The organism is Saccharothrix stipae, assembly GCF_054781895.1.
Genome location: NZ_BAAGTN010000013.1, coordinates 1 through 23593, shown reverse-complemented (window position 1 = coordinate 23593; position 23593 = coordinate 1). Strand labels below are relative to the sequence as shown.

General features: G+C 75.2%; 6 protein-coding genes. 5 read left to right on the top strand and 1 reads right to left on the bottom strand.

Translation table 11 applies throughout. From position 1 onward, the window contains the following. The first annotated feature begins 24 nt into the window (after positions 1-24). Genes ACYVLT_RS27290 through ACYVLT_RS27270 form a run of 5 tightly spaced genes read left to right on the top strand, consistent with a single transcriptional unit; the run spans position 25 to position 23203 of the window. Positions 25-1596 carry an amino acid adenylation domain-containing protein gene (locus tag ACYVLT_RS27290; RefSeq protein ID WP_461123072.1) on the top strand — a complete coding sequence of 524 codons (1572 nt, stop codon included), beginning with the start codon at positions 25-27 and terminating at the stop codon, positions 1594-1596. Continuing rightward, complete coding sequence (locus ACYVLT_RS27285; RefSeq protein ID WP_461123071.1) at positions 1593-20462, top strand: SDR family NAD(P)-dependent oxidoreductase; 18870 nt, start codon at positions 1593-1595, stop codon at positions 20460-20462. Before ACYVLT_RS27290 ends, ACYVLT_RS27285 begins: the two co-directional genes overlap by 4 nt. Next, positions 20459-21694, top strand: a complete 1236-nt coding sequence (locus ACYVLT_RS27280) for a hydroxymethylglutaryl-CoA synthase family protein (protein ID WP_461123070.1) — start codon at positions 20459-20461, stop codon at positions 21692-21694. Before ACYVLT_RS27285 ends, ACYVLT_RS27280 begins: the two co-directional genes overlap by 4 nt. A 10-nt stretch (positions 21695-21704) precedes the next feature. Next, positions 21705-21962, top strand: a complete 258-nt coding sequence (locus tag ACYVLT_RS27275) for a phosphopantetheine-binding protein (RefSeq protein WP_461123069.1) — start codon at positions 21705-21707, stop codon at positions 21960-21962. Further along, positions 21959-23203 carry a beta-ketoacyl synthase N-terminal-like domain-containing protein gene (locus ACYVLT_RS27270; protein ID WP_461123068.1) on the top strand — a complete coding sequence of 415 codons (1245 nt, stop codon included), beginning with the start codon at positions 21959-21961 and terminating at the stop codon, positions 23201-23203. Before ACYVLT_RS27275 ends, ACYVLT_RS27270 begins: the two co-directional genes overlap by 4 nt. A 35-nt stretch (positions 23204-23238) precedes the next feature. Here the strand turns inward: ACYVLT_RS27270 and ACYVLT_RS27265 are convergent. Beyond that, a partial coding sequence (locus ACYVLT_RS27265) for an SCP2 sterol-binding domain-containing protein (RefSeq protein ID WP_461123067.1) occupies positions 23239-23593 on the bottom strand: 355 nt, incomplete at its 5' end.

The following is a 23593-nucleotide window of genomic DNA, read 5'->3' as shown; positions in this document are numbered from 1 at the left end:
GGGACTGAGGATCGGGGGCGGCACGTGGCACATCCGGGCTCGACCAGGCTGCTGGACGACTGGTTCCGGGACGGCCTGCGCCGCAACCCGGACGGTCCCGCGCTGCGCGTGTTCGACCGCGTCCTGACCTACGCCGAGGTGGACCGCTCGGCCACCGCGTGGGCGGCGGCGATCACCTCGGCGGTCGGCAGGCCGACGGCGGTGGGCGTGGTCGCGTCCAAGACGCCCGAGGCGTACATCGGTTTCCTCGCCGCGCTCTACGCGGGGGCCGCGGTGGTGCCGCTGCACCCCGAAAACCCGGTGCGCCGCAACCGGTCCGTGCTGCGGGCCGCCAGCTGCCAGGCCGTGATCGTGGACCCGGCGGGCGCGGCGCGGACGGCGGAGCTGCTGCCGGGCACGGCCGTGGCGGCGGTGCTCGCGCCGAGCGGCCCGGTCGACGTGCCCACCGGGGTGGCCGCGCCCGCGGTCGACGCGGACGCCGCCTTCACGCCACCGGACCGGTCCGCGGACGACCTGGCGTACGTGCTGTTCACGTCCGGCTCGACCGGGCGGCCGAAGGGCGTGCCGATCACCCACCGGAACATCTCCACCTTCCTGGAGGTGAGCCTGCCCCGGTACGACGCGGGCACCGACGACCGGTTCAGCCAGGTCCACGAGACCACGTTCGACCTGGCCCTGTGCGACCTGTTCCCGGCGTGGGCCTCCGGCGCGTGCGTGTGCGTCCTGTCGCCGCTGCAAGCGCTCGACCCGGTGCGCTGGGCGCGCGAGTACGGGCTCACCGTGTGGCACAGCACGCCGAGCCTGGTCCGGGCGTTGCAGCTGCGGGACGCGCTGCGACCCGGCAGCCTCGCGGGGTTGCGCCACACGGGGTTCTCCGGTGAGCCGCTGTCGGTGGACACGGCGCGCTACTGGCGGCGGGCGGCGAGCGGCGGGGTGATCGACAACCTGTACGGGCCGACCGAGGCGAGCGTGGCGGTCACCGCGCACCGCTGGGACCCGGACGGGGACGAGGTGGGCGACGTGCCCATCGGGCGGGCCAACGACGGCACGTCACTGCTGGTCGTGGACGGTGCCGGGAACGCGGGCGCCGAGGTCGGCCGGCTGCTGGTGCGCGGACCCCAGGTGTTCGCGGGCTACCTCGACCCGGCCGACGACGCCGGGCGGTTCGCCACCCGTGACGGCGTGCGCTGGTACCGGACCGGCGACCGGGTGCGGGTGCGCCCCGACGGCGCGCTGGTGCACCTCGGGCGCGAGGACGACCAGGTGAAGGTCAACGGCTACCGGGTGGAACCGGGTGAGGTCGAGGTGGTGCTGCGCGAGGTCGCGGGCGTGGACGCGGTCGCGCTGGCGGTGCCGGGCGGCACCGGGCACGTGCTGGTCGCCTACCTCCTCGGCGGCGACGAGCCCGACCACGTGGCGTTGGCCCGCGCGCTGGCCGACCGGCTGCCCGCCTACCTGCTGCCCCGACACGTGTGGTGGTCGCCCGAGCCGCCGTTGAACGCGCACGGCAAGGTCGACCGGACCGGGCTCCTCGCCGAGGCCGGCCGGAGGCTCGCACCCGCCTCCCACCCCGACCGGGAGGGAACGCGGTCATGAGCGACGACCGGATCGAGGTCCGCTTCGCCCTCGGCGACGACGACATGGTGCTGGGCAACCACCGCGTGCACGGTGTTCCGGTGCTGCCCGGCGCCGTCTTCCTCGATGTCGTCTGCCGCGTGCTGAGCGCCCGCGGTGTCGACCCCGCGCGGAAAGCGCTGCGCGACGTGCTCTTCACGACGCCGATCGCCGTCCGGCCCGGACCGGCCCTCGACGTGCGGGTGGTCGTCGAGCCACCGTCCGGTGCGGCGCGCGCGGTCTCGGCGCGGAGCAGGCCCGCCGGCGGCGAGTGGCGCACGCACTTCACCGGGACCCTGGTCGACGCGGACGAGCCGGAGCCGCCGCCGATCGACCCTCAGGCGCTGGTCCGCCGTGCCTCGGGGCGCAAGGACATGGAGGACCTGTACCGGCAGGCGCGGGACGAGGGCATCGAGCACGGCAGGCCGATGAAGGCTTCCGGCCCGGTCCACCTGCTCGACGGCGGCCTGCTGGCCCGCCTCGACCTGCACCCGGAGGAACGGGAGCGGGACGGCTTCCACCTGCACCCGGCGCAGCTCGACGCCTCGACCCTGGTGGCGTTCGGCCAGGCGCCGCCGCCGGGTGGCGACCCGTTCATCCCGGTGCACATCGAGAGCTTCCGCTCGTTCAGGCCGCTGCGCGGGCCGATGTGGGTACGGGTGCCCAGGATCGAGACGGTCGCCGGTTCGGGTGACGTGATGCGCAACGACTTCGAGCTCTACGACGACGGCGGCCGACCGGTGGCGGTGTGCCGCGGGTTGACGTGCAAGCGGATCCGGCACTCCGGACTGATCACCGGGCTGGTCACCGGGCCGGTCGGCGACGCGGACCGCGCCGCGCCGGACCTGGTGGGCCACCTGCGGGGTGTGGTCGCGGCCCGGCTGGGTCGCGACGCGGCGGGCGTGGACGTCCGGACCGGGTTCTACGAGCTCGGCCTGGACTCGATGGCGATGCTGCGGATCAGCGCCGAGCTGGAGGAGCTGGTCGGCGCGAAGCTGTACCCGACGCTGCTGTTCGAGCACAGCACCGTCGAGGAGCTGGCCGCGCACCTCGGGAACCACTACACCGTCACGCTTCCCGCGCCCACCACCCGACCACCCGCCGGGCCTTCCCCCGCCGTCACGTCCGGCGCGTCCGCTTCGCCGCACGTGTTCCGCCCGGTGTGGGTCGAAGTGCCGAACCTGCCCGGCGGCGAGCACGTCGGCGCGATCCTGGTCGTGTCCGCCACCGACGAGCCCGCGACCGCGTTGACCGCCCGCGGCCACCGGGTCGTGCGCGTCGAGCCGGACCGCGACGCCGTCGCCCGCGCCCTGGCCGGTGGAGCAGAGCCGACCGCGGTCGTGGTGGACCTGCCACCGACGAGCAGCGCCGCCGACACCTTCGCCACCTGCACCGCCGTGACGTCGGCCCTGGTCGAGCACGGCGGGGGCACCGAGAGCCGCGTGCTGTTCGTGCACCACCTCGACGGCGGCCGGGAGCGGCCGGGATCGGCGGCGGTCGCCGCGTTCGCGCACACGGTCACCGCCGAGACGCCCCGCGTGCGGTGTCGCGCGGTCGGGGTGGACCGGGCCGTCGACGTCGCCGACACCGTGCTCGCCGAGTTGCGGGACGGCGGGGACGACACCGACGTCCGCCACGCGGGCGGGCGGTTCGCGCGGAGGTTGGCACCGCACTCGCCGACGGGAGCGCCCCTCGCCGACGGCGCGGTGTGCCTGGTGACCGGTGCGGCGGGCGGTGTCGGCGCACGGCTCGCCGAGCACCTGGCCCGGCGGCACCGGGCGCGGCTGGTGCTCAGCGGTCGCGGTCCCGCACCGGACGACCTGGTCGAGCGGTGCCGCGCGCTGGGCGCCGAAGCCGTGTACGTGCGCGCGGACGTGACCGTGCGGGACGAGGTGGAGGCGCTCGTCGCCCACGCGCGTGACCGGTTCGGCACGGTCGACGCGGTGTTCCACTGCGCGGGTGTGGTGCGCGACGGCCTGCACTTCCGCAAGCAGCCGGCCGACAGCGCGGCCGTGCTGGCCCCGAAGGTCACCGGAACCGTGCACCTGGACGCGGCCACGGCGGACCTGAGGCCGCGGCTGGTGCTGTTCTCGTCGCTGTCGTCGGTGGTGCCCAACCCCGGTCAGGCGGACTACGCCTTCGCCAACGCCTTCCTGAACGCCTTCGCCGCCGCCCGGGGCGACGCGGTCGCCATCGCCTGGCCCTACTGGGCCGACGGCGGGATGCGGAGCACCGACGACGCGGTGGCGCGCGCCGCGGCGGAAGGACAGCACCCGCTGCCCGCCGAGACGGCGTTCGACCTGCTCGACCACGCGTACGGCGACGGCCCGGTGCTGGTCGCGGTCCACGCCGAACGGCCGCTGCGCGCCGCCGCCGTGACGCGCCTGATCGCTCCCGCCGCCGTGCCGCGGCCGGCAACCGCCGAGGTGCCCACGAACGCCGCCGTGGCCGGAGACGCCGACGTTGATGCCGACGCCGGCGTGAACGCTGACGTGAACGCTGGCGACGTCGCGATCATCGGGCTGGCGGGCCGTTACCCGGGCGCGGCCGACCCGGACGAGTTCTGGGCGAACCTCCTCGCGGGCCGCGACAGCGTCACCGAGGTGCCCACCGACCGCTGGGAGCACCCGAACGGGCGCTGGTGGGGTGGTTTCGTCGACGGCGTGGACCGGTTCGACCGGGCGTTCTTCGGCATCTCCCGCCGCGACGCCGAGCGGATGGACCCGCAGGAACGCCTGTTCCTCACCACCGCGTGGCAGGCGCTGGAGAACGCGGGCCACCCTCCCTCGGCGCTGCGCGACCGGCGGGTCGGGGTGTTCGTCGGTGTGATGTGGAACCACTACCAGCTGATCACCGACCCGGACGGCGTGGCGCCGACCGCGCTGCACGCCTCGGTCGCCAACCGCGTGTCCTACGCGTTCGGCCTCGACGGCCCCAGCATGGCCGTGGACACCGCCTGCTCGTCGTCGCTCACCGCGCTGCACCTGGCGGTGGAGAGCATCCGGCGGGGCGAGAGCGGACTGGCGATCGCGGGCGGGGTCAACCTGGTGGTGCACCCGCAGAAGTACCTCCAGCTGGCCCACGGCCAGTGGCTGTCGGGCGACGGGCGCTGCCGGGCGTTCGGCGAGGGCGGCGACGGGTACGTCCCCGGCGAGGGCGTGGGCGCGGTGCTGCTCAAGCCGTTGCGCGCGGCGTTGGCCGACGGCGACCACGTGCACGCGGTGATCAAGAGCACCCGGCTCAACCACGGCGGGCGGACCAGCGGCTTCACCGTGCCCAGCCCGACCGCGCAGGCGGCCGTGGTCGGCGACGCGGTGCGGGCGTCCGGCGTCGACCCCCGCCACATCGGCTACGTCGAGGCGCACGGCACCGGCACGTCGCTGGGCGACCCGATCGAGTTGGCCGGGTTGCGGCGGGCGTTCGCGGCGTTCGACGGAGGTGGGTCGGCCGGGCCGTGGCGGTGCGCGATCGGGTCGGTGAAGTCCAACATCGGCCACCTGGAGAGCGCGGCGGGGATCGCCGCGCTGACCAAGGTGGTCGCGCAGTTGCGGCACGGTGTGCTGGTGCCGTCGTTGCACGCGGAGCGGTTGAACCCGCAGCTGGACTTCACCGGGTCACCGTTCGAGGTGCAGCGGGACGTGCGCGAGTGGCCACGTCCGGCGGGTGGGCGGCGGGCGGCGGGCGTCTCCGCGTTCGGCGCGGGCGGGTCCAACGCCCACGTGGTGGTCGAGGAGGCGCCGGACGTGTCGCGGGCCGAGCCCGTCGGCGGGTCGACGTTGTTCGTGCTGTCGGCGAAGGACGACGAGGCGTTGCGCGAACAGGCACGGTTGCTGCACGCGCACCTGGAGCCGGCGGCCGGCGGTGGTCGCGAGGTGGTGGCCGCGTACCTGGGCGTGCCGGTCTCGGCGTTGTCGGGTGCGGAGACGTTGGGGGAACTGGGCTTCGACGCGGTCGGCCTCGCCGCACTGCGGTCGCGGGTGGCGGGCGATCCCGACCTATGGTCCACAGTGGACGAATTGGTGGCGGTTGAGGCGGTCCGGTTGGACGACGTGGCCCACACCTCGCGGGTCGGGCGGGAGCCGATGCGGCGACGGCTCGCGGTGGTGGTCGACAGCGTGGCGGGGCTGCGCGCGGCGCTGGACCGGGTGGCGCGCGGGGACGGGCCGGAGCCGGGGGAGTACTGCGGGGTGGCGGACGCCGAGACGCCCGGCGACTGGGTCGCGGAGTACGACGCGGGGCGGTTGCACGAGGTGGCGCGCGCGTGGGTCGCGGGCGCCGAGGTCGACTGGGCGCGGTGCGCGGTGCCGTCCGGTCCGGCTCGCCCGAGGCGGATCCCGCTGCCGGGCCACCCGTTGCGGGAGGAGCGGTGCTGGGTGGGCGGCTGGCAGTCCTCGTCCGCGAGCCGCGCACCGGCGGCTCCCGTCGAACCGCCCGGACGAGGGGTGGAGCTGCGGGTGCTCGACGGTGGTGTGGCGCTGGTCCGGTTGCTGTCGCCCACCTTCGACGCGGAGCAGGTGCGGCTGCTGGGCGAGCGGTTCGACCGGATCGCCGAGGACCCCGCGGTCAAGGCGGTGGTGGTGACCGGCGACGGGCCGGTGTTCTGCATGGGTGCGGACCACGCGGCGTTGGCCGACCTGGCGGGCGGCCGCAGTCGCTTCACCGACCAGGCGTTCCTGTACGAGGGGATGCTGCGGTGCGACCTGCCGGTGATCACCGCGATGCAGGGCCACGCGGCGGGTGGCGGGTTGGCGTTCGGGCTGTACGGCGATCTGGTGGTGATGGCCGCGGAAGCGTCCTACAGCGCGAACTTCGTGAACTACGGCATCACGCCGGGCATGGGCGCGACCTACGTCCTGGAGCGGCGGTTCGGCGCGGCGGTCGCGGCCGAGCTGATGCTGACCGGCCGGTCGATGACCGGCGCGGAACTCGGACGGCGGGGGGCGGAGGTCCGGGTGGCGCCGGGTGCCGAGGTCCTGTCGGTGGCGCTCGACCTGGCGCGCGGCATCGCGGCCAAGCCTGAACGAGCCGTGCGCGCGCTCAAGCGGGAACTGGCCCGCCGAGTGCTGGACGCCCTGCCGGCCGTGGTGGACCGCGAGGTCCGGCTGCACGACGAACTGGTGGGCGAGCAGGTGGCCGAGCGGGTGCGCGACCACGCGAACCGCATGCGCCCCACCCCACCCGAACCCACCGCCCTTCCCGTGCCCACCGCCCTTCCCGTGCCCGCCGCCCTACTGGAACCCGCCGCCCAGCCGGAACCCACCGTCCAGCCGCAGCCCGCCGCCCAGCCGCAGCCGACCGCCCTGCCGGAACCCGCCGCACCTGACGCCTCGGCGGCGCGGTCCGAGCCTGCCGAACCCCGCGAGACCACCTCTCCGGCCCAACCTGCCCGACCCCCGGCGGCCGGTGCCGTGCCCAGGCTCGACCACGACGAGGCAAGCGGAGCCGTGACGGCCGCCCTGTGCGCCGTGCTGTACCTGGACGAGTCCGAAGTGGACAGATCGCTGACCTTCGCCGAGATGGGCCTGGACTCGATCGGCGCGGTCGAGCTGGTGCGCGGGTTGAACACCCGGTTCGGCACCAACCTGGACGCCGTGGCGGTCTACGACCACCCCACGGTCGGCTCCCTCGCCGAAGCCGTGGTCTCCGACGCCGCCGAGCACGCCCGCCTGGTCGAGTCCGCGACCGCCGCAGCGCCGCAACCGGAGCCACCACCCCGGATGACGACGCCCCAGGTGACGACGCCCCAGGCGACCAGTCCCCGGAACGTGACGCCCGCCGCCCGGACCGTCCCGCGGCTGACCCTGTCCGTGCCCGCGGACCGCCGCCGCGAACCCGCTCGTGCCGACGCCGAACCGGAGCCCGCACCCGCAGCGGAGTCCGCACCCGCACCGGTCCACCGGCCCCACGACATCGCCGTGATCGGCATGTCCGGCCGGTTCCCGGGCGCGCCCGACCTGACCACGTTCTGGCGCAACCTGGTCGAGGGTCGCGGCGAGGTCACCGACGTGCCCGCCACCCGCTGGGACGTCGACCCCTGGTACGACCCCGACCGGAACGCCCACGACCGCACCGACAGCCGGTGGGCGGCGATGCTGGACCGGGTCGACGAGTTCGACGCCCCCTTCTTCCACCTCTCCCCGGTGGAGGCCGAGGCGATGGACCCGCAGCAGCGGCTGTTCCTCCAGCAGGCGTGGCAGTGCCTGGAGGACGCGGGCTACGGCGGCGACCGCACGCCGGACCGGTGCGGGGTGTTCGCCGGCTGCGGCGCGGGCGACTACGACCACCTGCTCGCCGAGGCGGGCCGGGGCGACACGGCGCACGCGTTCCTCGGCCTGTCGCCGTCGATCCTGCCCGCCCGCATCGCCTACCTGCTCGACCTGCGCGGCCCGACGCTGGCCGTCGACACGGCGTGCTCGTCGTCGCTGACGGCCGTGCACCTGGCGTGCGAGAGCATCCGGCGCGGCGAGTGCGAGACCGCGCTGGCCGGCGGTGTGGCGCTGATGCTGACGCCCCGCCTGCACATCCGCTGCAGCAACGCCGGGATGCTGTCGCCGACGGGGCGCAGCGCGCCGTTCACCGCCGACGCCGACGGGATCGTGCTGGGCGAGGGCGTCGGCGTCGTGCTGCTCAAGCGCTTGGACGCGGCGCTGCGGGACGGTGACCACGTGCGGGCCGTGATCCGCGCCGGCGGCATCAACGGCGACGGCCGCACCAACGGCATCACCGCGCCCAACGCCGCCTCCCAAGCGGAGCTGATCCGGTCGGTGCACGAGGCGGCGGGTGTGACGCCCGCCGACGTCGGCTACGTGGAGGCGCACGGCACCGGAACCCCGCTCGGCGACCCCATCGAGGTCAAGGCGCTGCACCGGGTGTTCGGCCGGGACCCGGCCCGGGCCGGCCGCACCGTGCTCGGCTCGGTGAAGGGCCTGATCGGGCACACCACGATGGCCGCGGGCATCGCGAGCCTGCTCAAGGTGGTGCTCGCGCTGGAGCACGGGACGCTGCCGCCCTCGCCGTGGTTCGACGCGCCCAACCCGGAGATCGACTTCACCGACAGCCCGTTCCGGCTGCTCACCGAGGCCGAACCCTGGCGCGCCGCGCGGCGGGTGGCGACGGTGAGCAGCTTCGGCTTCAGCGGCACGAACTGCCACGTCGTGGTGGAGTCGGCGCCCGCTCGGGAGGCCGGACGACCTCGGCCGGCCCGCCAGGCGGTGGTGGTGCTCTCCGGCCGCACCGACGAGGTGCTGCACCAGCGGGTCGACGACCTGGTGGCCGCGCTGGACGACCCGGTCGATTTGGCGGACATCGCGTTCACCCTCGCCGTGGGGCGCAGGCACTTGGGCCGCCGGCTCGCCGTCGTGGCCACCGACGTCGACGACCTGCGGGCCAAGCTGACCGCCGTGCGCCGCGGCGAACTGCCGCCGGGCTGCTACCGCGGCACGACCGCCGCCGAGACGCGGGACGACCTGACCAGCGACAACCTGACCAGGGCGGCCGCGTCGTACGCGGCGGGCGACGACGTGGACTGGTCGGCGCACCTGCCCACCGGACGCCGGATCCCCCTGCCCACCTACCCGTTCGAACGCCGCTCGCACTGGCCCGCCGGGGCGTCCGCACCGGCAGCGCACCCGCTGGCCGGCACGATCACGCCGGACCACTGGGTCGTCGCCGACCACCACGTGGCGGGCGTGCCCGTGCTGCCCGGCGCGGCGGGCGTCGAGCTGGCGGTGGACGCGGTGCTGCGCGCCGGCGGCGAACTCCCGGTGCGACTGCGGGGTGTGCGGTGGCTGCGACCGTTCGTCGTGGACGGTCCGAGGCGGGCGCGGGTCGAGGTGTCCGGTGACGAGTTCACCCTGGACGCGGGCGACGGCGAACCGACCGCCGTGCAGGGGACGGTCGGACCGACCCCGCCACCCGTGTCCGCGCTCGCTCCCGACGAGATCGCCCGCGCGCTGCCGAACACGCGCGACGGAGCCGACCTCTACTCGGCCTTCACCGCCGCCGGCCTGACCTACGGCCCGGCGTTCCGGCTGATCCGCTCGGTCCGGCACGACCACGACACGGCGGTCGCCGACCTGGCCGCACCACCGCACCGGCAGGGCTTCACCGCGCACCCGGCGCTGGTGGACGCGGCCCTCCAGGCCGTGGCCGTGCTCGCGACCGGTGACGACGGGCCGTCGCTGCCGTTCGCGGTCGACCACGTGGACGTGCTGGGGCCGGTGTCCGGTCCGGCCCGGTCGATCGCGCGGCGGCGTGGCGCGGTGTTCGACGTGGACCTGGTCGACCCGGACGGCACGGTGCGCGTGCGGGTGCGTGGCCTGGCGTTGCGGCCCTACCGCGATCCGCTGGCCGGGTTGGTGCGGGTGCCGGACTGGCGGGAGGCACCGGTCGCCGCGACCGCGAGCCACCACGGGACGGCGGTCGTGGTGCACGCGGGGACGGGCTCGGACGTCGCGGAAGCGCTGGCCCGAGCGTTGCCGGGGGCCGGGCTGGTCGCCGCCGGGCAGCCGGTCGACCCGGACTGCGACGAGTTGTACTTCGTGGCCGACCCGACGGCCGCGGCGCGCCCGGACGGCCGCAGCCGCAACGTCGAGGCGCTGTTCCCCCTGCTGCGCGAGCTGGCGCGGGCGAAGCGCGGCGGGCGACCGCTGGCACTGCGGGTCGTCACCAGGGGCGCGGTGGCCGTGCCGGGCGACCGGGGCCGACCGGATCCCGACCAGGCCGCCCTGCTGGGGCTGCTGGGCTCGGTGTCGGCGGAGTGGCCCGACTGGTCGGTGTCCCTGATCGACTTCGACGCGGTCGACGTGGCCCGGGTGCCGGCCGAGCCGGGCACGGATCACGTGGTCGCCTGGCGGGACGGCGTCCGCCGGGTGCGGGTGTTCCACCCGCTGCCGGTCCGCCCGGGCCGGCCGTACCGCGAGGGCGGGGTCTACCTGGTCGTGGGCGGTGCGGGCGGCCTCGGCCGGGCGTTGACCCGGCACCTCGTCCGCACGGTGTCGGCGCGCGTGGCGTGGATCGGCCGCAGCGCCGGTGTGGACGTGCCCGAAGGCGTCGAGTACTTCCGCGCGGACGTCACCGATCCCGTGGCGCTGGCCGACGCCGTGGCCGCCGTGCGCGATCGGCTCGGCGTGCTCACGGGCGTGGTGCACGCGGCGATGGTGCTGCGCGATCGGACGGTCGCGAACCTCGACGACGACACGTTCCACGAGGTCTTCGCGCCCAAGGCGACGGGCGCCGCCGCGTTGTTCGCCGCGGTGCGCGACGACCCGCTGGACTTCCTGGTGTTCTTCTCCTCGGCCGCCGCCGTCGTGCGCAGCCCTGGTCAGAGCGCGTACGCGGCGGGTAGCGCCTACCAGGACGCATTCGCGCTGGCGGTGGACGCGGACTTCCCGGTGTTGAGCGTCGACTGGGGCTACTGGGGCAGCGTCGGAGCGGTCGCCGACGACGAGCACCGCGCCCGGCTCGCCGCGCTCGGCGTCGGGTCGATCGAACCGGCCGAGGGCATGGCCGTGCTGGACGCGGTGCTGGCCGCACGCGTGCGGCAGGCCCTGGTGGTCAAGGCTTCCCCGCAGTGGTGGGCGGCACTGCACGGCACCGCACTCACGGCGTCGTCCGGTGCTCGGCCCCGAGCGGGGACGGTCCGGGACTACGTCCGCGAGGTCTTCGCCGACGTGCTCAAGCACCGCGCGGAGGACTTGGACGACACGGTCACGTTCGACCGGTTCGGGGTGGACTCGCTGATCAGCCGGCAGATCGTCACCCGGCTGGAACGCGACCTCGGCGACCTGCCCGCCACGCTGCTGTTCCAGCACCTGACCATCGAGGACCTGGCCGCCCACCTGGGCCGAGAGCACGGTGCTCGACTGGCCACCGTCCTCGCCGGCCGCCCACCCCACCCGACCGACGAAACCGAACCCGCGTCCGCGCGCCCGACCTGGGCCGAGACCGGATCCGCGCGCCCGATCGCAACCGGGGCCGAAGCCGCACGCCCGACTCCGACCGAAACCGGGACTGGGGCCGGGGCCGAGACCGGGGTCGACGCGGCCGGGGCCGGGGCCGTGCGGTCCGCTGTGACCGGACCCGCGTCCGCGCGGGCGATTGCGACCGGGGTGCCGGGTGCGCAAGGCGTTGCCGCGCGGGTCGAATCGCGGCCGGGACGGCCGTCCGGGGACATCGCGGTCGTCGGGGTCACCGGGCGCTATCCCGGCGCGCCGGACGTGCGGGCGTTCTGGCGCAACCTGGCCGCGGGCGTGGTCAGCGTGACCGAGGTGCCGGCCGACCGCTGGGACTGGCGGCCCACCTACGACCCCGCGCCCGGTGTGCCGCAGCGCACCCCGAGCAAGTGGGGCGCGTTCCTGGACGGTGTCGACCTGTTCGACCCGGCGTTCTTCTCGATCCTGGGCCGCGACGCCGTCGCGATGGACCCGCAGGAGCGGCTGTTCCTGGAAACCGCGTGGAACCTGCTGGAGGAGGCCGGCTACCTCGGCGACCACACCCGTGAACCGGAGACCGGCGTGTTCGTCGGCGCCATGTACGGCACGTACGGGCAGCTCGGCGCGACGAGGTGGGCCGACGGCGAACTGTCCGGCGCGCACTCGTCACGCTGGTCGATCGCCAACCGGGTGTCCTACTTCCTCGACCTCTCCGGTCCGAGCTTCGCCGTCGACTCGGCGTGCTCCTCGTCGCTGACGGCCGTGCACCTGGCGTGCGAGAGCATCCGGCGCGGCGAGTGCCGGATGGCCATCGCGGGCGGCGTGAACCTGGTGCTGCACCCCGCGCACCACGTGTCGCTGAGCGCGCTCAACATGCTGTCCCCGGACGGCCTGTGCAAGGTGTTCGACGAGAGCGCCGACGGGTTCGTGCCGGGCGAGGGCGTCGGCGCGGTGCTGCTCAAGCCGCTGGAGCGGGCGATCGCCGACCGCGACGACATCTGGGGCGTCATCCTCGCCTCGGCGGTGAACGCGGGCGGTCGCACGGCGGGCTACACCGTGCCGAACCCCAACGCGCAGGCCGCGCTGATCTCCGACGCCCTGCGCCGCGCGGACGTCGACCCGGCGACCATCGGCTACGTCGAGGCGCACGGCACCGGCACCGCGATGGGCGATCCGATCGAGATCGCCGCGCTGGCGCAGGCGCTGGGCGCCGGCGGCCCGCGCGGGATCGGGTCGGTGAAGTCCAACATCGGCCACCTGGAGGGCGCGGCGGGCATCGCGGGCCTGACGAAGGTGCTGCTGCAACTGCGGGCGGGACGGCTCGCGCCGACCGCGAACCTGGACCGGCTCAACCCGCGCATCGACTTCGGGCGCAGCGGCCTGGCACCGGTGCGGGAGTTGCGCGAATGGACCGGGTCACCCCGGCGTGCCGGGGTCAGCTCGTTCGGCGCGGGCGGGGCGAACGCCCACGTGGTGGTGCAGGAGCACGTCGCCGCACCCGACCCCGAGACTGTCGACGGACCGGCGCTGTTCCTGTTGTCGGCCCACTCCGCCGAGCGGCTGCGCGCGTACGCGCGGCTGGTCGCCGACCACGTGGCCGGCGTGCCGGGGATCGCCGGGCTCGCCCACACCAGCCAGGTCGGCCGCAGGCACCTCGCCGAACGCCTGGCCGTGACCGCGCGCGACACCACCGAGCTCGCCGACCTGCTGCGGCGCTTCGCCGACGGCTCACCCGCGCCGGGCGTGGTCGCGGGCACGGCCGTCCCGGGAGAGCCGATCGACCGACCCGAGGACCTGACGACCGCGGAGCTGGCCCGGCGCTGGGTGTCCGGCGCGCGGACCGACTGGCGGCGGCTGTGGCCCGAGCCCGCGCCGCGCCGCGTGCCGTTCCCGACCTACCCGTTCGAGCGACGCCGGTTCTGGCTCGACACCCCGGCACCGACGGCGACCGTGGACTACCTGGAGCCGGTGTGGCGCGAGGTGGAGCCCGGCGCGCGCGGCGAGGTGCGCGAGGTGGCGGTCGTCGGTGACCCGGATGCGCGCCGAGCGGTGGCCGAGGCGTTCCGGGCGGCGGGGGCGCGGGTCACCGAGCCGGCCGACGTCCGGAGCCTCGCGTCGGGACCGGCGCCGGACACCTTGGTGGTGCTCGGCCCGGTGGCGGACGACCCGGCGTTCCCCGATGCCGGTACGGCCGCCCGAGCGGTGAGCACGCTGCTGTCCGGTGCGACCGCCGTGCTCGGGCGCGACAAGCGAGTGCCGCTGCGGCTGGTCGTGGCGCACCGGGACGACGAACCGCAGCACTCGGCGCTGGGCGGTGTGCTGAAGACCCTCGCACTGGAGCACAGCGCCGTGCGGGCGGTGCGACTGGTCGTCACACCCGGCGGCCCGTGGGCGGACCTGCTCGTGCGGGAGGCGCGGCACGCCGCGCTCGGCGTCACCGAGGTCCGCTACCGGGACGGCGCGCGCGAGGTGCGCGAGCTGACCGCGTTGCCCGCCGCGCTGCCGACCGACGTGCGGCTGCCGGTCCGCCCGGGGCACACCTACCTGGTCACCGGCGGGTTGGGCGCGCTCGGGCGGCGGTTCGCCGACCTGCTGGCCGACCAGGCGCCGGTGAACCTCGTGCTGGCCGGGCGTTCGCCGGGTGACGACGCGGCGGTGTCCCGGTTGTGGCGCGGCGGCGGCACCGCCTGGTACCGGCGGACCGACCTCGGCTCGCCGTCCGATGTGGACGGTCTGGTCGCGGAGGTGCGCGCCAGGTACGGCGCGTTGCACGGCATCGTGCACGCGGCCGGCGTGACGCGCGACAGCCGTGCGGTCCGCAAGACGCCGGAGGAGGTGGCCGACGTCCTCGCCGCCAAGGTGACCGGGAGCCTGCTGCTCGACCAGGCCACCAGGGACGAGCCGCTGGAGTTCTTCGTCATGTTCGCCTCCCTGGTGGGCGAGACCGGCAACGTCGGCCAGGCGGACTACGCCTACGCCAACGCCTTCCAGCTCGACTTCGCGCCGACCCGGGAACGGCTGCGGGCGCGGGGTCGGCGTCGCGGTCGGACGGCGGCGATCGGCTGGCCGCTGTGGGCCGAGGGCGGGATGACCGTGGACGCGGCGACCGAGCGGCTGTTCGCGCGGCGGTGGTCGATGGCGCCGATGCGGTCCTCGGTCGGGGAACGCGTGTTCGCGGCCGTGCTCGACGGCACCGCGAGCCGGTACCTGGCCGTCGAACGCGCCACCGAGGCCCCCGCGCCGGAGGTCCCGCCGACCGTCGTGGCACTGCCGGCCCCGGAGCTGCGGGTCGCCGTGGAGCGCGAACTGCGGGAACTGGCGGCGGAGTTCCTGCTCGTGCCGGCCGCGGAGGTCGACGTGACGGCCGAGCTGATGGACCTCGGCTTCGACTCGATCGCGCTGACCGAGACGGTGGCGCGGCTCAACCAGCGCTACGGCCTGGACCTGCTGATCACGGCGTTGTTCGAGCACCCGACGCTGGCCGACGTCGCGGACCACCTGGTGACCGAGCACGGCGGTGCGGTCGCGACGGCCCACCCGGCTGCACCCGGATCGCCGGCTCCCACCGCCGTGGCGGTGGCCACCGAGGTCGAGCACCCAGTGGCGGGCGCAACGTCCGACACCCGGGTCGCGGTCATCGGCATGGCCGGGCGGATGCCCGGGTCCGACGACCTCGACGCGTTCTGGCGCGACCTCGCCGCCGGGCGCGACCTCATCGGGCCGGCGCCCGCCGACCGGGCCGACCTGCTCGGCGACCACCGCGGCGGTTTCCTGGACCGGGTGGCCGAGTTCGACCCCGAGTTCTTCGCGATGTCGCCGAACGAGGCCCGCCTGGTCGACCCGCAGCACCGGCTGTTCCTGGAAGCGGTCTGGCGCGCGTTGGAGGACGCCGGGTACCGGCCGGACGAGGTGTCCGGCCGTTCGGTCGGGGTGTTCGCGGGTGTGTCGACCGCCGACTACGGCGAGCTGGTCGTCCGGGCGGGCGGGCCGACGAAGGCGCACATGGCCACCGGCATCGCCCGCTCGATCCTGGCCAACCGCGTGTCGCACCTGCTCGACCTGCACGGACCGAGCGAGGTCGTGGACACCGCGTGCTCCAGCGCGCTGGTCGCGATCCACCGCGCGGTGCGGGCGCTGCGCTCGGGCGAGTGCGAGCTGGCGCTGGTCGGCGCGGTGAACCTGAACCTGAGCCCCGGCCTGTTCTCCGTGTTCACCCAGTCCGGGATGCTCAGCCCCGACGCCCGCTGCAAGACCTTCGACCGCGCCGCCGACGGCTACGTCCGCGGCGAGGGCGTGGGCGTGCTGGTGCTCAAGTCCCTCGACCGGGCCGTCGCGGACGGGGACCGCGTCCACGGCGTGGTGCTGGGCAGCGCGGTCAACCACGCGGGCAAGTCGCCGTCGCTGACCGCGCCCAACCCCCGTGCGCAGGCCGAAGTGCTGCACGCGGCGTACCTGGACGCCGGCGTGCCGCCCACCACCGTCAGCTACCTGGAGGCGCACGGCACCGGCACGGCGCTGGGCGACGTGGTGGAGGTCGAGGGGATGCGGCAGGCGTTCGCCCGCCTCTACGCCGACCACGGTCTGGAACCACCCACCGCGCCGCACGTGGCGATCGGCTCGGTCAAGACCAACATCGGGCACCTGGAGGCCGCCGCGGGCATCGCGGGCGTGTTCAAGGTGCTGCTGAGCATGAGGCACCGCACCCTGCCCGCGCACCTGAACGTGGTCGAGCCCAACCCGCTGCTGCGGCTGCCCGACTCGCCGTTCCGGATCAACGACCGCACCGCCGAGTGGCCGGGCGTGCCGGGGGAGGGCGGTGAACCCGTCTGGCGGGCGGGGGTGAGCGGCTTCGGTTTCGGCGGCACGAACGCGCACGTGGTGCTGGAGTCCTGGCACGACGGGCACCGCCCGCCCGGACGCGCGGCGCTGGCACCGGCGCGGATGAACCCGCGGCGCCTGTGGTTCACCGACACGGCGAACGGCGTGGCGGCACCCGTCCCGGTCGCACCGACCGGCGGTGCGCGCCGCAAGGTCGTGCTGGCCCCGCTGGACCGGTCGGCGCCCGCGGTGCCCGAGCCCGAGGCCACCCCGCCACCCGCCGCCTCCGCGTCCACCCCGGTCCCGGACGAGGTGGACGAGGTGGACGGGGTGGACGAGGTCGTGCGGCGGGTCGTGGCGGACGTCCTGGGCATCACGCCGGGGGAGGTGGGCGACAAGTCGTTCACCGACATCGGCCTGGACTCGGTGTTCCGGATGGACGTGGCCCGCACCCTGAACGAGAGGTACGGCGTCGACCTGCGCGGCGCGGACCTGTACGAGCACGACGACGTGCGTGCGCTCAGCGGCCGCATCATCGACCAGGCCCCGACCGACGCCGAACCGCGGCCGGTGGAGGCGCTGACCCGCTTCCTCGAAGGCACCCTCGGCCGCCCGCTGGACCCCGCGCACACGTTCGAGGAGAACGGCTTCTCGTCGTTCGACATGCTGCAGTCGGTCAGCGCGCTGGAGAAGCACTTCGGGGCGCAGCGCAAGACCCTGCTGTTCGACCGGCCCACCGTCGCCGAGCTGGCGGACCACCTGGCCGAGGGCCACGGCACCGCCGCCCTCCTGCGCGTCGCACCCGACACCGACACCGACGACACCCACGACGCCGCCGACACCGACGACGTGCCCGTGGTCGAGCCACCGACGGCCGACCCCGCGATCCTGGTGCCCCGGTCGCGGGTGGCGGTGGACCCGTCGTTGCGGGTGCTGGTCGCGGAACTCGACGCGGCGCACGGCAAGGAGACCGGCCTGGCGGGCCGCGACATCGCCCCGGTGCTGTTCTTCGGCCGCGCGCGGGACGGCTACTTCGCCTGCTCCCACCGCGACCGGGACCTGCTGGTGTGGAGCTACGTCGGCCCGGCGGACCGGTTCGCCGCGCTGGCCGACGAGTACGCCCGGTTCGCCCGCGCGCGGGGGCTGCGGCCGAACCTGCTGTCGCTGCTGCGCCTGGACGAGCTGGCCGGCGCGCCGTGCACGGCGACCCCGTTCGGCGCGTTGCAGCGACTGGAGGGCATCGACTCGTTCTCGCTGGACGGCGGCCGCCGCGCGAAGCTGCGCTACCTGGTCCGCCGGTTCGAGCGGACCGGGGACTGCCGGGTGCGGGAGTACGCCTGCGGTGCGGACGCGCGGACCGACGCGGCGCTGGCCGAGCTGCTCGACCGGTGGGCGGCGGCCAAGCCGATGGTCAACGCCTACGTGCGGCGGGTGCGTGACGAACTGGTCCGCGGCGCGCTGCCGGAGCGCAACCGGGTCTTCCTCACCTACCTGGACGGCGCCCTGGTGAACGCGGTGGTGGTGGCCAGGATCCCGTCCGAGCCCGGATACCTGCTCGACGTCGAGTTCTACCCGGACGACATGCCGCTGGGCGGCCTGGAGTTCGCGATCGTGCGGATCATCGGGGTGTTGGCCGGGGAGGGGCACCGGCTGTTCAGCTTCGGCGCCAGCTTCGGCGTCCGGGTGGTGGAGTCGCCGAACGCCTCGCCCGCGGCGGAGGCGGCGCTGGCGGAGTTGCGGTCGGTGGGCATCTTCGGCCGCGGGAACTACCAGTTCAAGAAGAAGTTCGGCACCGACGACCGGCCGCTCTACCTGGTGCAGCCGACAGGCCCGGACGTCACCCCGGTCGCCGACGTGATCCTGATGATCGCCGACCCCGAGGTCCCCGCCGGGCCGGGGCCGGACGCCACGAAGCCGGCACCGGCGGCGCACGGGACGGCCGCCGAACGGCATCGCGCGGCCGTGCTGCGCGCCCACGGGCACAACCCGGTCCGCATCCCGCACCACCTGGTGGAGTTCGACCTGATCACCGACTCGTGGGCCGAGCGGACGGACCCGTGGGTGCTGTCCCGCACGCGGGAACTCGCCGACCGCGTCGCCGCGGACCGGGCAGCCGCAGACCAAGCCGCAGACTCGGCAGCCACCGGCCAAGCCGCCGAACTCGCGGAGTGGTCACCGCTGCCGCACCGGGTGTTGACCGCCAGCGGCCGCTCCGCCGAATCGCTGCTGTGCCGGGCGTGGCCTGGTCCGCGCGGCACCGTCCTGCACAACTCGCTGTTCCCCACCTGGCTGTCCACCCTGGTCGAGGTCGGCTTCACGCCGGCCGCACCCCTGCCCACGCGGACCGGCACGGGACCGTTCACCGGCGACCTCGACCTGGCCGCGCTGCGCGAGGCGTTGAGCCGCCACGACGACGTGTCGTTCCTCGCCCTGGAACCGGCGTGCAACGCCACCGGCGGCTCGCCGATCTCCCTGGCCAACCTGCGCGCCGCCGCGGACCTGGCCGGGGCGCACGGCGTGCCGGTCGTGCTGGACGCCACCCGGCTGCTGGACAACGCGGTCCTGATCGGCGAGCACGAGCCCGAACACCGGGGCCGGGACGCGTGGGACCTCGCGGTGGAGGTGTTGCGGCTGGCCGACGCCGCCACGTTCAGCCTGTCGAAGGACTTCGGCGTCGACCTCGGGGGCCTGGTGGTGACCTCGGCCGGCGAACTGGCCGAGCGCCTGGACGAGCAGGTGCTGCGGCGCGGCCGGGAGCCGAACCTGGCGGCGCGCACCGCGCTGGCCGCCGCGCTGGCCGATCCGGCCCCGGTCGCCGAACTGGTGCGCGTCCGGGTCGACCTGGTCGCGCGGTTGCGGCGCCGGCTCACCGGAGCGGGCGTGCCGCTGATCGACGGCACCTCGGCGCACTGCGTGCTGCTCGACGTCGCCGCCGTGCCGTGGTTCGCCGGTTTCGTCAACCCGGTGCAGGCCTGCCTGGCGTGGCTCTACCAGGGCACGGGGACGCGCGGCGGGCCGCACCTGTCCGGCAGCGGCACCACCGTCCGCCTGGCGGTGCCGGTCGGCGCGGACGCGGCGTTCGTGGACGAGGTCGCCGAGCGGCTGGTCGCCCTGTTCGCCGATCCCGGCGAGGTCACCGACCTGATCGCGGTCGACGGGAGGTCGGGTGGGCTGGTGGAGTCCGCCGTGGCGCGCTACCACCCGGCGACCGGCGTGCCGGCGGACGTGCGGCAGGCGGTGCGGGAGACGGTGCGGGAGGGGCGTCGACCGCCGTCGGCCAACCTGGAGGTGCTGCGCGCCGCCGCGCCGGGCACCCGCCGACACCTGTTCACCGTGCCCGGCGGCGAGGTCGAGGTGCTGACCTGCGGACGCGGGCCGACGGTGCTGATGATGCCGCCGTTCAACATCGGGGGCGGCGTGTTCGCGGGCCAGTTCGCCGCGCTGGCCGACCGGTTCCACCTGGTCGTCGTGCACCACCCCGGCGTGGGCGCGACGACGGGCGGCGAGGTCTCGCTGGCCGGTGTCACCGAGCTGCACCGCACGGCGCTGGACCGGTTGGGCGTGTCCGGGCCGGTGCACGTGGTCGGCTCGTCGTTCGGCGGGCTGCTCGCCCAGAACTTCGTGCTGTCGCACCCGGACCGGGCCCGGTCGCTGACGCTGCTGTGCAGCTCCTACCGCTACGCCAACCGGGTCGGCGGGATCAACCGGCTGGAGCTGATCGCCGCCGAGGACGTCGACGCGCTCGTGGCGGCGGGGGTCGACGGCGCGGCCGAGCACCGGGACGAGCACGTGCGGCACCTGCTGCGGTGCGAGAGCATGGCGCCGCACATCGGCCTGCGGTACCTGGACGTGTTCGCCGAGGAGCCCGACCTGCTGCACCGGTTGCCCGACATCGCGGTGCCGACGCTGGTGGTGCACGGCCGGCTGGACGGCATCGTGCCGCTGAAGACCGCGCACCTGATGCACGGCGCGATACCCGACGCCCGCTACCACGAGCTCGCCGACGCCGGCCACTTCCCGAGCGTCACCAACCCGCGTGCGGTGTCCGACGTGCTCGCGGGGTTCCTGTCCGGGTTCGAGCCGTTGGAGGACGCGTGACGGGCTTCGGGATCGAGGCGCTGGACGTGTACGGCGGCAGCCTGGCCGTGGACGTGCGCGCGGTGTTCGAGGGCAGGGGCCTGGACCCGCAGCGGTTCGGCAACCTGGAGATGCGCCGCCGGTCGGTCGCGCTGCCGTTCGAGGACCCGGTCACCAACGCGGTCAACGCCGCCGCGCCGCTGCTGGCGCGGCTGTCCGAGGCGGACCGGCAGGCGATCGGGCTGCTGGTGGTGGCCAGCGAGTCCGGTGTGGACTACAGCAAGTCGATCGCCTCCTACGTGCACGACCGCCTCGGTCTCGGCCACCGCTGCCGGGTGGTGGAGGTGAAGCAGGCGTGCTACTCGGCCACGGCCGCGGTGCAGCTGTGCCTGGGGTACCTGGCGTCCGGGTTCGCGCCGGGCGGCAAGGCGCTGGTGATCGCCACCGACGTGTCGGTGGCCGACGAGCGGGCCGAGTACGCCGAACCGGTCACCGGGACGGGCGCGGTCGCCCTCCTGCTGGGCGACCGGCCGCGGGTGTTCACCGTGGACCCCGGCGCGTTCGGGCTGCACAGCTTCGAGACGCTGGACTCCGCGCGGCCCGCGCCCGACCTGGACATCGCCGACGCCGACCGATCCCTGATGGCCTACCTGGAGTGCCTGCACCGCAGCTTCGCCGACTACGCGTCCACCGTGGCGGGCGCGGACTTCGCGACCACGTTCGACCACCTGGTGATGCACACGCCGTTCGCCGGCATCGTGCGCGCCGGCCACCGGCGGATGATGCGCACGCTCCACCGGGCCGACACCGGGGCGATCGACCGGGACTTCACCCGCCGCGTCGCGCCGTCGCTGGTCTACCCCGGCGAGGTGGGCAACCTGTTCGCCGGTTCGGTGTACCTGGCGCTGGCCGCGCTCGTCGACACCGCCCGACCCGCCGGACCGGCGCGGGTGGGCGTGTTCTCCTACGGCTCCGGCTGCGCGTCGGAGTTCTACAGCGGTGTCATCGGACCGGAGTCGGTGACCGCGGTGGGGGAGGCGCGCATCGCCGCCCGGCTGGCCGCCCGCGGCACGGTCGACTTCACCGAGTACCGGCGGTTGCAGGCCGAGGCCGCCGCGTGCCTGCGGCCCGTCGCGGACCGCGACGTCGACGTGGACGGCTGGGCCCGGCTGCTCGACCGGGTGGTCGACCGGCCCAGGCTGCTGGCCCTGACCGGGGTGCGCGGGTACCACCGGCGGTACGAGTGGATCTGAGGAGGTCCCTGTGACGGAACCGGACGGCGGGCACGACCGCCACGTCTTCGAAGCACTGCGGCGCAACGCGGTGGAGGTCGTGCCCGAGCTGGACGAGGGCGCCTTCACCCGGGACCGCACCCTGTCCCAGCTCGGGTGCAACAGCATCGACCGGGCCGAGATCGTCACCATGACGATGGAGGAGCTGGGCATCTTGGTGCCGGTGCACGAGTTCCAGCAGGGCCACGACATCGGCACCCTGGTCCGGGTGCTGCGGGCCTACTCGTGACCGTTGTCGTCACCGGCCTGGGTCTGGTCGGCGCGATCGCCCCGGACGTGGCCGGGTTCGACGACGCGCTGCGGTGCGGCCGGGTGGCGCTGACCGCGTGCCCGGCACCGGAGCCGCCCGACCTCGGCCCGGCGTTCGCCGCCCGGCTCACCGGCTTCGACCTGGAGCGGGCCGTGACGTCGGTGCCGGACGTGCCGGCCGGCCTGCGCGACCTCGCCGTGCGCACGGCCCGCCGCTCGCCGTTGCCGGTGCGTGCCGCGACCGCCGCCGCCGTGCAGGCGTGGGTCGACGCCGGATTGCACGTCCGCGCGCCCGCGGCCGAGCGGATCGGCGTCGTGGTGGCGGGCAACAACCTGACCGAGAGCTACAGCGAGGCGGCGCACGCCGGCCGGGTGCCCACCCGCTACGCCCTGCACCACTACGACACCGACCACGTGGGCACGCTCAGCCGGGTCCTCGGCGTGCGCGGCGAGGGCTGCACCGTCGGCGGTGCGTCGGCGAGCGGCAACCTCGGCCTGGTGACGGCCGCGCGGATGCTCGCCGACGGTGCGCTGGACGTGTGCCTCGTGGTGGGCGCACTCGCCGAGCTGTCCTCGGCGCAGCGACGTGGTTTCCTCCTCATCGGCGCGATGGCCGCGGCGGGCGCCGATCCGGTCGAACGGCCGGTGTCGCCGTTCGACCGCGGCCGGCGCGGGTTCCACGCCGGTGAAGCGGCGGCGTGCGTCGTGCTGGAGACGGCCGAATCGTCCACGGCGCGCTCCGCCACGCCCGTGGTGCGGCTCGCCGGCCACGCGGTCGTGCTGGACGGCAACCACCTGCCCGACCCGTCGGTGGACGGCGAGGTGCGGGCGATGCGCCTCGCGCTGGACCGGGCCGGCGTCGCAGCGGCGCGAGTGGACTACGTCAACGCGCACGGCACCGGGTCGCCGGTGGGCGACGACGTCGAGGTCGCCGCGCTGCGGGCGGTGTTCGGCGACGAGCCGGGGCCGCACGTCAACGCCACCAAGGGGTTGACGGGGCACTGCCTGACCTCGTCCGGCGTCGTGGAGGCGGTGGCGACGGCGTTGCAGGTGCGCGGCGGGTACGTGCACCCCAACCCCGGGCTGACCGACCCGGTGGACCCGGTGTGCCGGTTCACCGGTGCGCGGGCGGGGCGGGCCGGGCTGGGGTTCGCGCTGTCGGCCGGGTTCGCGTTCGGCGGGCTGAACACCGCGGTCGTGTTCGCGCACCCGGACGCCTGACCGTCGTTCCCGGACGGCCCCGCGCCCTCAGGCGGTCACGTGGCCGGGGCGAAGGGGAACAGGGTGACGAAGTGGGCCGCGAGGTCGGTGTCGCCGTGGACGGTGAGGTCCCCGGTGTCGCGGGCGTCGGTGAGGGCGCGACGTCCCTGGATGATGTTGTTCAGCGTGGTGGTGTCGGTGTGGACGGTCGCGTCCGGTTGGTGCGGCAGGTGGTCCTGGCCGGGGTCGCGGGTGAGGTCGAGGGCGTCGGTGCCGATGGTCGTGTGGACGGTGTCCCGGCCGAAGTGGAGGGTGATGTGGCTGGCGGGCCCGTGGGCGCGGTGGTCGTAGCGGTGTGGGTCGTAGAGGGTGTGGAGGGCGAGCATGAGGGAGTCGACGCTGATGGGTGCG